At 58.2% G+C, this 12,463-nt stretch carries 13 protein-coding genes and 1 pseudogene; 5 read left to right on the forward strand and 9 right to left on the reverse strand.

All coding sequences use genetic code 11. The features are described 5' to 3' along the window. The first annotated feature begins 12 nt into the window (after positions 1–12). Positions 13–339, forward strand: a complete 327-nt coding sequence (locus AADW22_RS17865; RefSeq protein WP_340245560.1) for a type II toxin-antitoxin system PrlF family antitoxin — start codon at positions 13–15, stop codon at positions 337–339. Continuing rightward, positions 336–853, forward strand: a pseudogene (locus AADW22_RS17870) (type II toxin-antitoxin system YhaV family toxin). Before AADW22_RS17865 ends, AADW22_RS17870 begins: the two are co-directional and overlap by 4 nt. Before the next feature lie 309 nt (positions 854–1,162). Here the strand turns inward: AADW22_RS17870 and AADW22_RS17875 are convergent. The 3 genes from AADW22_RS17875 to AADW22_RS17885 form a co-directional block, all read right to left on the reverse strand. Beyond that, positions 1,163–1,537, reverse strand: coding sequence for a YybH family protein (locus AADW22_RS17875; RefSeq protein WP_407474926.1), 375 nt, complete (start codon positions 1,535–1,537; stop codon positions 1,163–1,165). 37 nt (positions 1,538–1,574) lie between these two features. Then, positions 1,575–2,009, reverse strand: coding sequence for a hypothetical protein (locus tag AADW22_RS17880; RefSeq protein ID WP_288960745.1), 435 nt, complete (start codon positions 2,007–2,009; stop codon positions 1,575–1,577). Between the two features lie 73 nt (positions 2,010–2,082). After that, on the reverse strand, positions 2,083–2,469 hold the full coding sequence (locus AADW22_RS17885) for a YybH family protein (protein WP_407474846.1): 387 nt from the start codon (positions 2,467–2,469) through the stop codon (positions 2,083–2,085). 145 nt (positions 2,470–2,614) lie between these two features. Between AADW22_RS17885 and AADW22_RS17890 the strand changes: the two genes are divergently transcribed. Continuing rightward, positions 2,615–3,502: a LysR family transcriptional regulator gene (locus AADW22_RS17890; RefSeq protein ID WP_407474847.1), complete on the forward strand. Its 888-nt coding sequence runs from the start codon at positions 2,615–2,617 to the stop codon at positions 3,500–3,502. 6 nt (positions 3,503–3,508) lie between these two features. Here the strand turns inward: AADW22_RS17890 and AADW22_RS17895 are convergent, their stop codons facing one another. Then, on the reverse strand, positions 3,509–4,414 hold the full coding sequence (locus AADW22_RS17895) for a LysR family transcriptional regulator (RefSeq protein WP_407474848.1): 906 nt from the start codon (positions 4,412–4,414) through the stop codon (positions 3,509–3,511). A 108-nt stretch (positions 4,415–4,522) separates the two neighbouring features. Between AADW22_RS17895 and AADW22_RS17900 the strand changes: the two genes are divergently transcribed. Both AADW22_RS17900 and AADW22_RS17905 read left to right on the forward strand, forming a co-directional pair. After that, positions 4,523–5,146: a glutathione S-transferase family protein gene (locus AADW22_RS17900; protein ID WP_288960747.1), complete on the forward strand. Its 624-nt coding sequence runs from the start codon at positions 4,523–4,525 to the stop codon at positions 5,144–5,146. A gap of 167 nt (positions 5,147–5,313) precedes the next feature. After that, entirely contained in the window at positions 5,314–7,284 is a 1,971-nt protein-coding gene (locus AADW22_RS17905; RefSeq protein WP_407474849.1) for a pyridoxamine 5'-phosphate oxidase family protein, read from the forward strand. 228 nt (positions 7,285–7,512) lie between these two features. Here the strand turns inward: AADW22_RS17905 and AADW22_RS17910 are convergent, their stop codons facing one another. The 5 genes from AADW22_RS17910 to AADW22_RS17930 form a co-directional block, all read right to left on the reverse strand. Beyond that, positions 7,513–8,367, reverse strand: coding sequence for a hypothetical protein (locus tag AADW22_RS17910; RefSeq protein ID WP_407474850.1), 855 nt, complete (start codon positions 8,365–8,367; stop codon positions 7,513–7,515). After that, complete coding sequence (locus tag AADW22_RS17915) at positions 8,364–9,569, reverse strand: amidase family protein (RefSeq protein WP_407474851.1); 1,206 nt, start codon at positions 9,567–9,569, stop codon at positions 8,364–8,366. Before AADW22_RS17915 ends, AADW22_RS17910 begins: the two co-directional genes overlap by 4 nt. Positions 9,570–9,580: 11 nt before the next feature. Further along, positions 9,581–10,879, reverse strand: coding sequence for a TRAP transporter large permease (locus tag AADW22_RS17920; protein WP_407474852.1), 1,299 nt, complete (start codon positions 10,877–10,879; stop codon positions 9,581–9,583). Between the two features lie 2 nt (positions 10,880–10,881). Then, positions 10,882–11,391, reverse strand: coding sequence for a TRAP transporter small permease (locus tag AADW22_RS17925; RefSeq protein WP_051843852.1), 510 nt, complete (start codon positions 11,389–11,391; stop codon positions 10,882–10,884). A gap of 96 nt (positions 11,392–11,487) precedes the next feature. Beyond that, complete coding sequence (locus AADW22_RS17930; protein WP_407474853.1) at positions 11,488–12,447, reverse strand: TRAP transporter substrate-binding protein; 960 nt, start codon at positions 12,445–12,447, stop codon at positions 11,488–11,490. Positions 12,448–12,463: the final 16 nt, after the last annotated feature.

Consider the following 12,463-nt stretch of genomic DNA (forward strand, 5'->3'; position numbering starts at 1 on the left):
AAGGAGACTGCCATGACAGCGCTCGCAAAAGATGTCTCGAAACTTACGGATCGGTATCAGACGACTGTGCCGGCCAGTGTGCGCAAACAGCTCAAGCTGGGGAAAGGCGACCAGATTCGCTACTGCACCGAGCCGAGTGGCAGGGTCTATATCGAGCGCGTCCGCAGCGACGAGGACTATCCCGTGCTCGGAGCCTTTCTCGATTATGTCGAGGCCGATATCAAGGCGCATCCGGACCGTATTCGGGCGTTCGATGGGGCCTTGCATGGCCGTCTTGCAGCACTGGTCGGAGACGTTGACGTCGATCTCGATGCGCCGCTATCGCTCGAGGATGAATGACCGGCGATAGCGCGCCCGCCAAGCGCCCCTTGTCGTAAACGGATGGTCCATTTATGCGCATCCGCTCTTTCTGGACCAGCTCGAAGGGCTGACCCTGGCGGTCGAGGCGCGGAAGTCACGCGATCCAAAGACCTGGCGCAAGAAAAACTCGACGAAACGGCTGGCCGCCATCTTCAAGCTGCTCACCGAGGCCCTACCGGCAGATCCGGGTGCCGCCGCCTTGCGGCAAGGCGGCACACCCGGCGATCCCCGCAAGCACTGGTTCAGGGCGAAATTTTTCCAGCAGTATCGATTGTTCTACCGCTTCAACAGCGATGCGAAGGTCATCGTGGTGGCATGGGTGAACGAAGACAAGACCCTGCGCGCTTATGGCAGCAAGACGGATACCTATGCGACGTTCAAAGGGATGTTGGAAGATGGCAATCCACCTGACAATTTCGACGTGCTCTTGAAAGAAGCTGCGGCGGCGGACAAGCGGTTCGAAACGTCTCTTGAAGCGGTGCCAGATCGGTAAGTGGGGTCGAATGCCGGAGAGGGCAGAATCCCCCCGCTAAGGCTGCCAGTAAGGGGTCGTTCTGCCTTTTAATCTCCCGTCACCCTTGAGCCAAGTGAAATGGGCGACATTGGTGCGTCATTTGGCTGGTACGACGAGATTCTCAGAAGTCCCAGCGTATCCGTACACCTGCCGTTCGCTGCATCGTGTACGAACTGGTAACGTGCGGACCTCACTTTGACCTTTGCCCGTATCCCCATCTGTTTTGCAGTCGCACCCAACGATCACGAGAGCGTCCAGTAGCCTTGGACGCTCTAAATGCTCATACAATCACGTGAGGCTTGGAGGGCCGTTAGGGCAGTCGATCAGATAGCCCCAACCGCCGTTTGCCAGCTTTTTGGCGACTTCGGTGGATTGACCTTCGGCCATCACCGTGCCGTCCGGCGCAATCACGCTCCAATTTGCGCGTAGCATGGCGATATCGCCATTAATGACCTCGCTGAACACCTCGCTTTTGACCTGAGGCCGGATGTCCAAGAACCCCTCAAAGGCTTTGCGCGCACCGTCCAACCCCGTCAAGGGCGGCTGGTCGGGTGGAAAGAAGATCTGGCAATCGGGATGGAACATCGAGGTGATCCCATCCAGATCACCCTCTTGCAGATAGGCGCTGACGCAATCCGCGATTTCGCGGGGCTGGTGGGCGATACGTTGTGTCTTGTCATTGCTTTCGGATTAGGGTTGACTAGAAGTCGTAGGAGCCAGCTTCACGTAGATCATCACGAAGCCATGTTTCTTGAATGTGCAGCCAGGTCACCGGATCGGTGATTTTCATCAGTACGCTGGACAGACGCGCGTTGTTCTTTTCGGCTGACATCGCGGCACCTGTCTGCCACTCGGTATATGTTGCCATCACCAGATCACCGAATTCATGCCGGATGGTGACGTCACGGATTTGGGTGCGGAAGCCCTTGTTTGCGCCATATCCACGGTCGAATCCGCCTTTGAGCATGTCGCCCGTCATGATGTGTCCTTCGGGCGGGATGAAGACGACATTCTCATCCAAACGCGACAGGAACCGTGGCTCCAGTTGGTCGCGCTCTACGGTTCCATTGAACCACTCGGTAAAGAAGTCGTGCAAATCGACGATTTCCTTTGTGACAATCTGAAGTGTGGTCATCTCGAACTCCTTGGTTCTTGGTCTTTCCTGAAATGGGGGAAGGCCGCGCCAGAACAGGCGCGGCAGTAACGGCCTAGGCCGGGCCGTTGTTGTCCATGTCGAGGAACATCTTCCACGCGCCGGTTTTGTCGCGCTTATAGCCAAGCACCAAGCGGCCTTCGGGCGTCTTGACCTCGCCTGTGTCGCGCATCTTCATCGTTCCGTAGAAACGGCCCGATACGATGACAGTGTCGCCGTATTCCTGTAGGTCTTCGATATCATAACCAGAGGTGATTTCTGTGGCGGCGATACGCGGGTTGTACTTGTCGCGGATCGCCTGCGTGCCGGTTGTGACAGGCTGGCGTTCGTTCACCGTCATCACATCAGGATGACATGACGCCACCATCCGTTCGATGTCACCATTATCGAGGCCAGTGTTCCACTCAGCGATGGCGGCTTGGATTTCTTCAAGTACTGTCATTGTCTTGCTCCTTGGTCTGTTGATTGAAGGCCCGGTCATCGACCTGATCTTTGCGTTTTCATTTCCATGTTGCTGAGAATGTAGGCGGCTGGTATCGTAAGGATAACCCCACTTTAACCTGACGAAGTGATCGGAAAAGCGAACAATGACCCGTAGCAGCTTTGGTGACATTCGTGTTTTTGTCGAAGTCGCGCGCCGCGGGGGCTTCCGTGCAGCGGCCGAGCACCTTCAGCAAGCCCCCGCCTCGGTGAGCGAGGCCATCCAACGGTTCGAGGACCGTCTGGGTGTGCGCCTTTTTGAACGGTCATCACGCTCCGTTGTGCTGACACGCGCAGGCGAACAGCTCTATGATAAAAGCCTGCCCGCCATTGTGGAACTGGAAGGTGCGCTGGATGACATCCACGCGCAGAAGGACGAGGTCGCAGGCACCTTAAGGCTTTCGGCCCCCTACAGCGCTGGCCCCTTCTTTCTGGATGATCTGGTCGCACGTTTCGCGACTGCATTTCCGACGGTCGATGTTGAAGTCATCTATGATGACAAAAAGGTCGATCTTCTGACGTCAGGCATCGACGCCGCGATCCGTTCAAACACGTTGCTTGGACCAGATACACATGCTGTCGCTGTTGGACCAGAGCTGGAAATGACCATCGTCGGTTCGGCCGAGTACCTTGCGGGGAAGGGGACGCCTGCGCATCCGCGCGATATCCTGAAGCATGATGCAATCTGCTATGCCTTTGGCTCGGGCGCTCATCTGGCCCCGTGGGGGTTCGACGGGCCGGAGGGCATGTACACGATGCAGCCGAAACCGCGCATGGTGGCGAACGATATGCGGTCGCTTCTGACCTATGCACAGCAAGGGCTTGGTCTTGCGTATCTGTACAGGGAAATAGCCCTGCCTCATCTGGAAAAAGGCGGCCTGACCGAAGTTCTAAGCGGCCATGTGGGGCAGCTTCCGCGCTATTCCTTGAATTACCGCAGCAAGCGGAACATGACGCGCCGGCTCAGAGCCTTCGTCGATATGGCAAAGGCGTAGCGCAAGTCAGGTCCTGGCGCTATCGGAACAAAGCTCCGGATCATCCGCGAGATGGTCAATAAGCGCCCGCACCCGCGTTGTAAGGCGCCTGTTCTGCGGGAAGAGCGCAGCAACGGCATAGGGCGAAACCCGATGCTCGGCGAAAAGCTCCACCAGATCACCGGATCTGAAGGCATCCGCTACCGTGTAGGCGGGGCAACGGGCAATTGCAGCGCCTGTTGCGGCAAGCCGAGCTGCAGCTGCGGGCGCGTTCATGCGAAAACGCCCGCGGACCGGAACAGCCTGTTCCTGGCCATTGATATCAAACCTCCAGATGGTCGGCTCGGTCATGTTCCCGTCAAGAATACACTCATGCGTGGCCAGCGCCCGCGGATGATCCGGCGTTCCGGTGCGTTCCAGATAGGCGGGCGACGCACACACGACCAACGGCATCGGGCCCAGTTGCCGTACTTTGAGCGAGCTGTCGCGCATCGGGCCAATCCTGATGGCGAGGTCAAAGCCCTCCTCAATGATCGACACGCGCCGGTCAGAGAATTGCAAATTAAGGTCCACATTGGGGTGTTTCGCCCCGAACTTTGCCAGCGACGGCGTCAGCCGCAAAGCTCCGAATCCGGTGGGGGCCGAAATATGTATCGCCCCCCTGAGCGAGGTCTGATCGTGTCTGACCCTCTCCTCCAACTCGTCAAAGCCATCAAGAAGCGGCTCACATAGCGCAAGATATGTTGCACCAGCGTCCGTCAAAGAGACACTCCGCGTCGTGCGATTGAGTAGCTGCACCCCGAGCGCGTTTTCCAGATCAGCGACATATTTGCTGACCAATCGGGCAGATCGCCCCATACGCTGCGCGGCAATCGTGAAAGAGGCGTTCTTGGCGACAAGCGCAAAGGCCCGCATCCGGTCGATTTTATCCATCTCATTGCGCCTTATCAGGGCTTAAATATACGCCAATTTAGACAATTATCGCCGGAATGCGCAACTGGTAGAGCTTGTACATATCTTGAAAAATGACTGGAGACATCGATGTCAAACGCCGTTCGCATTCACCATTTCGCAAAATCAGGTCACGCCCACCGAGCCTTGGTGTTTGCGAAACTCGCAGGGATCGCACATGAGGAAGTTCCCGTAGATCTGGCAGGTGGTGAACATAAATCGCCTGAGTTTCTGGCCATGAACCCGAACGGGCAGGTCCCGGTCTTGCAAGATGGCGATGTAATCGTATCGGACTCCAACGCAATCCTCGTCTACCTCGCACGGACATATGCGCCGGACTGGATGCCAGGCACGCCGATCGAAGAGGCCAATGTTCAACGCTGGCTGACACTTGCGGCAGGCGAAGTTGCCTTTGGGTCCTGTGCCGCACGACTGATCACCGTTTTCGGCGCGCCCTTGGACGTAGAATTCGCCGATGCAACAGCGACCAAGGCAATGCAAAAACTGGAACATGGGCTGGAAGGTCGCGATTGGTTGGTTGGCGATCGCCCGACAATCGCCGATGTTGCGAATTATTCCTATACCGCCCATGCGCCCGAGGGGAACGTCTCGCTTGACCCCTACCCGAATGTCCGCGCATGGCTCGCCCGTTTCGAAGCCCTGCCGGGGTTTCAGGCCATGCCAGCAACCGCTGTTGGCCTTGCGGCTGAATAGGGGGGGCATGACATCTGAAGCCCCGCGCCATCCGGGTTTAAGCGCTCTGGGACTATAATCCTGACGTCGTAACACCAATAACCGCTGACGCCTTTCAGTCCTAAAGAAAGGCATCAGCGCAAACACCGCAACACGACCGCTTTTCAGACGAACGATTGGAACACGAAATGGCCCAGTTTCACAAATCCCATAAAGGCGAGCTGCGGCTTCAGGAGCGGCGCAATACGCCCAAGGAATTGATCTCATCCATTCCCCAGTACATCGCCCCTGACATGCCACAGCAGCACGCGGATTTCTTTGCTGAACTGCCTTATTTGCCGCTCGCGACACTGGATCACGACGGGCGGCCTTGGGTGAGCCTTCTGGTCACACGATCGGAGAGTGACCCGTCGGTAGACATCAAAATTTCCGATCAAAACACAATGGAGGTTGTTGCCGAAAGCAACCCATACGATCCCTTCGCGCGGGCATTGATGCAAGATCCGACCTCGGGCCATGCGCAGAAACTCTTTGCCGGCGTAGGGGTCGATTTCAGCAATCGCCGGCGCAACAAAATCGCCGGGCAAATTAGTGCGGCATCTGTTGAAGAGAGCGGAAAAATTCGCCTGCACTTGGCGTCCGACCAACATCTGGGAAACTGCCCCAAATATATTACCGTGCGTGAGTTGGCGTATGAAAAACGCAGTGCAGGCCTTGTGTATGAGAGGTTTGAAACCCACACCGCCGCTTTGCCGGATGCCGCCAAAGCCGTTGTGGACCAAGCCAGCACGGTGTTTTTGGCGACAAAGCACAGTGCAGATGAGGCCAGTTCTGGCATCAAGACCGACATGGGCGTCAATCACCGCGGCGGCGCACCGGGTTTTACCCGCATCTACGAAGACGCTAATGGTGACGACATCACGACGTATCTGGTTTTGCCCGACCATTCTGGCAATCGCTTCTATCAATCTTTGGGAAATATCGAGATGGACCCACAAGTCGGACTCGTTTTCCCAGATTTCACGACAGGCAATGTCCTTTACATTACGGGGAATGCCGAAAACTTGCTTGATGACGATGCAGAAGCACTTATTCCACGCGTGAGCCTGCTCACGCGTATCAAAGTGACAGGTGCCGTCTTTGTCAAAGACGGTCTAAACCTCAAGTTAACATCTCAAGAGCAGTTCTCGCCGTATAACCCGCCGGTCAAGCTCCTGCGTCGGGAGATGCAAGAAATGGGGCATGTACTGGTTGCTCACGAAACCGAAACCCCCATCACAGCCACACTCGCATCGACAGAAACGCTTTCTGAAAGCATCAAGACTTTCAATTTCGAACTGTCACAGCCTGTCAGTACGCCCTTGCCCGGCGGGTTCGGTGTCTTCGACTTCTCAAACCTTTTGGACTCGGGATACAGGCATATGAACGAAGCCAATCCGCAGCTGGTCAACGAAGACTACGTGCGAACTTGGACGATTTCGAATACGCCCGTTTTCGACCCTGGCCGCAACGAGTTTGCTGCCACCAATAAGGTGAGCGTCACCGTCAAAAGGAAACCGGGCGGCTTGATATCCAATGTTCTTCACGCCAATGCTTACAAACTTATCGAACAAAGGCTGCCGGTTGAGTTCAAAGGTTCTGGTGCAGGCTTTACGTGCTTTACGCCGGGTACTCAGAATGCTCCTCCAAGTGTTTCATCCAAGATGCTCTGGATCGCGGGCGGTGTCGGCATTACACCATTTATGGCGATGTGGGACGGTATCGTCCAACTGGCGAACGCTCACCCGCAAACAACGACCGACATCGTCCTCCTGTTTTCTGGTCGTGGTGATGACATCAAAGTTCTGAAGCATTTTGTCCGGCAAATTGGTCCTGGCCCAGCCAATGTGAAACTGCGCATTGTGGCGTTTCAAAGCATTGGCGATGATACATTGGTCGCAAAATCTGCACGGGAGGATCTGTGTCTGGCGTTTTCTGAGGATGCGCTGCAGATCAAAGAACGGCGCGCGCAGATTGAAGATATCCAATCCATCCCCGCACTCGACAAGCGAGAGGTCTATATGTGCGGACCCGATGCGTTAATGAGGTGGAGCGAAGCAACCCTCATCACACTAAACGTCGAAGAAGGGCGACGTCATCGCGAGTCCTTCATCTTCTGAGTACAAAGTTCATAAAGCCAACGACGATTTTGCCCGCAGTCACTGAACTTTGAACCAAATTTTTGCGGCGCTATGTACGCATGGCTGGTCTATCCACCACGCGGCAGCACTAGATTTTACACCGACGCAGCATTTCCCATGCTGCATGCGCGCCGAGCGACACCGTGCGCAGCTCACCGCGAAATCTTAGATACTTTAGTCAACTGTCGTTTGCATTCCAGTGGTAGGTCAGAATGTATCCACGTCGGGCACCGGGATCAGCAAGGTGACACGGTCTGGGTTCATTTCTGCGATGATGATGGTCCCATCGCGCTGAACAGCCAATCCGTGACCAAAGGTTGAAAAGGTGCGACAGCGACCGACCAACTCACCACTCGGAGTATAAGCGGACAGACGCGGGGTCTGGTCACTGACCAGCAATAGGCCATCTGGCGTTAGAGCTAGCGCCATCGGCTTGTGCAATCCCTCAATCTGACCCAGCCAAGTGCCATCCCCATCAAAAAGCTGAACGCGGTTGTTCTCACGGTCCGCTACACAGAGCCTGCCTTGGCCGTCGAACAACAGGCTGTGCGGGGTCGAGAACGCGCCCGGTTCAGCACCGGGGTGTCCAAAGGTCTTGAGGTGGCGCAGTTCCGGGTCAAAAATGTGAACCGCGCTGTTCCCGTATCCGTCAGCTACATAATAGCGGCCGTCGGGACCTTGGGTGCAGTCGCAGGGATGGTTGAAGGGGCGCCCCAGGCCCGGCCGCTCCGCGCAGTCCATCCGCGTGATCTCGTGCATCGTTTCATCAAGTAGCACGATCTTGTGGCCATCCATGTCCGTGGCGGCCAATTGGTTCGCAGAGATGGCGCGCAGCCCGTGGCCGCATACGAACTGCGGCAGATCGGTGCCCTCGCCACTCATTGCACCGTTTGGCCCGAGTATGACCAGCTCGGGCGCTTGCCGCCTGAGAACAACGATCCTGTCGCCCAAGACCGCGACATCGGAAAGGCCCGACAGCATTGGATCGCTGACATGGCGCACGCGGTAGCGTTGCGTGCCCAAGGCCACATAGGCGCAAGGGCGTTTCGTCGTTTCGCTCACAATGCGCTCTGCAATGTTTCGGCCATGGTGATGAGCATCGCATCCCGGCCTGCCGGAGCGGTCAGCATCAGCCCCGTGCCGGGGTGACCAGTGATGGGTATGCTGACCGAACAGCCGTCGATCACATTCGCAAGGCTGGTGTTGCGCAGCGCCAGCAGGTTGATCCGGTCATAGGTCGCGTCGTCGTTCAGATCATCCAGCTTCGGCGGCATGATGGCCACGCTTGGCAAGGCCACGGGCGTGTCGCCAAAGAGCCGGTCTGCCCGCGCGATCAGTGCTTCCCGCGCGGCTATCGTGCGGGCGAATTCGATGCCGGTGACGCCGTCCGCCCGGGCCATACGCGAGGCGACGCGCGGATCAAGCTCGGTACGTGTCTGATCAAAATAGGCCCCGTGGTGGGCGCGGGACTCGACTGCCGAGAATTGCCAAACGGGTAGGGCGCGGTAGTCCTCGAAAAAATCGAGGGTCTGTCGTCGTACGCTGACGCCAGATGCCCGAAGCACCTCGAGCGCGGCTTCAAAGGCGTCGATGACTTCGGCATCCAACCCGTCCATGCCGAAGTTCTCTGGCACGATGACTGCACGCGGTGCAGAGGACGCGGGAAGCGGTCGGTCTCGTAGCACGTTCAACACCGGCCGCAGCAGGCCAACGTCTCGGGTTAGCACCCCGACACTATCCAGCGAATGCGACAGCGGCACCGCCCCCTCGCGAGAGATCGTTTGCGCTGTCGCTTTGAACCCGAATAACCCGCAAAAGGCCGCCGGAATACGTGCGGAGCCGCCGGTGTCTGTCCCAAGCGCGATGTCAGCCACACCTCGCGCGACGGCAGAGGCACCGCCCGAGGTCGATCCACCCGCGATACAGCCTTCTTTCAACGGGGTGAGGGGGGTGCCGTAATGTGGGTTCAGGCCAAGACCGGAATAGGCGAATTCCGTCATATTTGCGTGACCAACGAGCCCCGCACCTGCACCGCGCAGCCGCGCGACCGCCACAGCGTCCTTGATGGCGGGTGACGCGTCTTTACGGACCAGCGATCCTGCACGGGTGACTTGGCCCCGCACGTCGAACAGGTCTTTGACTGCTACGTTCAGCCCTGATAGCGGGCCTTCGCCTTCGACCGGATCATCGAAGGTGCGGGTGAAATCGGGCGCCAAAGCGCGCGCGCGGGCCGCGTCGAGGAGAGATTGAGGGGTCTGTGTCATCAAATCAGCCTTTAAATCGTTTGCTCTACAAGCCATGTCGCGATGCCGGGGAAAGCCGTCAGCAAGATTACGGCCAGCACAAGGATCAAGAAGTAGGGGACGATCATACGAGTGATCTCGAAGATCGACTTGCCTGTCAGGTTCTGGATCACGAACAGGTTGAACCCCAGCGGCGGCGTGATCTGCGCCATTTCGACTACGATGATCAGATAGATCCCGAACCATACCGGATCGATCCCAACGGCAGCCACGGCGGGCATCACAACCGAGGTCGTGAGCACCACGATGGAGATTCCGTCTAGGAAACAGCCAAGCAGCACGAAGAACACCGTCAGCACAGCAATCAACCCCGGTGCGCCCAACCCACTGTCAGAGATGATTTCGGCCAGTTGCCCGGGCAAGCCGGAGAAGCTCATGGCCGAAGTGAGAAAGGCCGCGCCAAGCAGGATCAGGCCGATCATGGCAGAGGTGCGTGTGGCCCCAAAAAGCGAGGCGATGAAACTGTCGCGGTTCAGCGACCGGCCAAAGGCCGCGATGATGAGCGCCCCGGCCACACCGATGGCGGCGGCTTCGGTCGCGGTGGCGACCCCGGCATAGATCGACCCGATGACCCCGATGATCAAACCGACCACCGGGAGCAACATGCGCAGGCGGTGCAGGCGCTCAGCGATCGGTAGGCGAGGTTCGGGGGCGGGCACGCCATCGGGGTTCATTTTTGCCCAGATGGCGATATAGCCCGAGAACAACGCCATGAGCATCAGCCCCGGCACCACGCCCGCAATGAACAGACGGTTCACGGACACTTGGGCCGCGACGCCGTAGACGATCATCACGATCGACGGCGGAATCAACAGGCCAAGCGTGCCCGATCCAGCCAAAGAGCCGATGGCAAGACGGTCGGCATAGCCGCGCGATTTCAGCTCGGGCAGGGAAATGCGGCCAACGGTGGCGGTGGTGGCTGCCGATGATCCCGACACAGCGGCAAAGATCCCGCAGCCCGCAACGTTGACATGCGCCAACCCACCGGGCAGCCGCCCGACCCAAGGGGCGAGACCGGAAAACAGGTCTTCGGCCAGACGGGTGCGGTAGAGAATTTCGCCCATCCAGATGAACAGCGGCAGCGCCGTTAGTGTCCAGCTGGCGGAATGCGCCCACATGGTGGTGCCGAGGATCGCATCGACCGGCGTCGAGGTGAACATCATGAAGATCACGACGCCCGACGCCATCAGTGCCACGCCAACCCAGATGCCCAAGCCCAAAAGGACGAGCAGGGACACGACCAGAACGGCGGATTGCAGAAAAATATCCATGGTTATTCGCCCCGACCTTGTTCGTTTGTATCGTCGCTCTCGACCGGTAGGCCGAGGATGAGGCGCAGCGTGCGCTCGGCAAAGGCTAGCGCAAAGAGCACCGACCCCAAAACCATCGCAGATTGAGGCCACCAAAGCGGAACGGCCACCACACCTTGGCTGACTTCGTTGTAGGTCCAGCTTTCGTGGACATAGCCAAAGATCGCCCAAGCGACCCAGCCCATCATCGCGGTGGCAAAGGCAGCGGCCAGAATGTCAGCGATATGTCCCAGACGATCCGGCATCAGCTGGCGTAGCGAGGTGACGCGGATATGATCGCCCCGTATCAGGGTCGCCGGCAGCGCAAGGAAAATCGACGCGCTCAGCCCCCATGCCGCGAAATCATCCGCCGACGGGATTTGACTTCCCATCAGGCGAAGGCCGATTTGCGACAGGATCAGGGCCGCGATCCCCAGAAGGGACAGCGCGGCCAAGACTCCGCAAAAGTTGAATAAATGGCGGGTTAGCAACATGGCGGGGGGCTCCGGATTGGTGGGGCGGGCGGGGTAGGGACACCCCTAGCTGTTTGCACAAAGGCCCGGGCGCTTGACAGCCCGAGCCTGCTTGGATCAGTTCAACGCATCGACGATCTTTTGACCGTCTTCACCTGCCTGTTCCAGCCATTCTGCACGCATGGTCGCGGCAATCGTCTCGAAGTCGGCGGCCAGTCCTTCGGGGGTCGGCAGCACGTTCATGCCATTGTCAGCCATTGTATTTGTCGCTTCGGTAGTGGCCACTTCGGCCATTTCAAAGCCACGGGTTTCTGCCAGTTCAGCCGCTTCTTGCAGTGCGGTTTTCACCTCGTCAGACAGACCGTCGTAGGCCCCTTTGTTCACGATCACCATGTTCTTGGGCAGGAAGGCCTGAACGTCATAGTAATGCGACACGAAATCCCAGGCTTGGCTGTCCACACCCGTCGACGGCGAGGTGATCATACCGTTGATGACCCCGGTCGAGAAGGCTTGGCTGATTTCGGAGGTGGCGATGGTAGCGGGAACGGCACCCAAAAGCTCGGCCAGACGCGCGGTCGATGGGTTGTAGGCGCGGAATTTCACCCCGTCGAAAGAGGAGCCGTCGGTCACCTCTTGGTTCATGTAGACGCCTTGCGGTGGCCAAGGGGCGGCGAACAGCAGAACCAGTCCATCTTCGGCCAGTTTTTCTTCGTAGATGGGGCGGGAGGCTTCCCAAAGCGCGCGGGCCTCGTCGAATGTGGTCGCCAAAAGCGGCACGGCATCGGCAGAGTAAACGGCGTCTTCGTTGCCAAGGGCCGAGATCAGGACCTCGCCGATGGGAACGATGCCGCGCTGCACGCCGCGCTTCAGTTCGGGGCGCTTGAGCAGGACCGAGTTCGACACAACGTCGATTTCCAGCGCGCCATCCGACAGGCGGGCCACGTCATCGGCAAAGGCGCGGATGTTCTGGGTCAGATAGTTGCCGTCTGGTGCGTCCGCTGACATTTTCCACGTTTCGGCATGGACCAGACCGGCTGTCAGGGCTGCGATCGCAGTTCCGATGAGAAGGTGTTTCATGTGAGGTATCTCCTGT

The organism is Sulfitobacter sp. PM12, from assembly GCF_045586035.1.
Lineage (GTDB): Bacteria > Pseudomonadota > Alphaproteobacteria > Rhodobacterales > Rhodobacteraceae > Sulfitobacter > Sulfitobacter pontiacus.

Excerpts from the sequence above, each read along its gene's own strand:
- AADW22_RS17865 (WP_340245560.1), top strand. The coding sequence starts at position 13 with ATGACAGCGCTCGCAAAAGATGTCTCGAAACTTACGGATCGGTATCAG.
- AADW22_RS17880 (WP_288960745.1), bottom strand. The coding sequence starts at position 2,009 with ATGACCACACTTCAGATTGTCACAAAGGAAATCGTCGATTTGCACGAC.
- AADW22_RS17885 (WP_407474846.1), bottom strand. The coding sequence starts at position 2,469 with ATGACAGTACTTGAAGAAATCCAAGCCGCCATCGCTGAGTGGAACACT.
- AADW22_RS17890 (WP_407474847.1), top strand. The coding sequence starts at position 2,615 with ATGACCCGTAGCAGCTTTGGTGACATTCGTGTTTTTGTCGAAGTCGCG.
- AADW22_RS17895 (WP_407474848.1), bottom strand. The coding sequence starts at position 4,414 with ATGGATAAAATCGACCGGATGCGGGCCTTTGCGCTTGTCGCCAAGAAC.
- AADW22_RS17900 (WP_288960747.1), top strand. The coding sequence starts at position 4,523 with ATGTCAAACGCCGTTCGCATTCACCATTTCGCAAAATCAGGTCACGCC.
- AADW22_RS17905 (WP_407474849.1), top strand. The coding sequence starts at position 5,314 with ATGGCCCAGTTTCACAAATCCCATAAAGGCGAGCTGCGGCTTCAGGAG.
- AADW22_RS17915 (WP_407474851.1), bottom strand. The coding sequence starts at position 9,569 with ATGACACAGACCCCTCAATCTCTCCTCGACGCGGCCCGCGCGCGCGCT.
- AADW22_RS17920 (WP_407474852.1), bottom strand. The coding sequence starts at position 10,879 with ATGGATATTTTTCTGCAATCCGCCGTTCTGGTCGTGTCCCTGCTCGTC.
- AADW22_RS17925 (WP_051843852.1), bottom strand. The coding sequence starts at position 11,391 with ATGTTGCTAACCCGCCATTTATTCAACTTTTGCGGAGTCTTGGCCGCG.
- AADW22_RS17930 (WP_407474853.1), bottom strand. The coding sequence starts at position 12,447 with ATGAAACACCTTCTCATCGGAACTGCGATCGCAGCCCTGACAGCCGGT.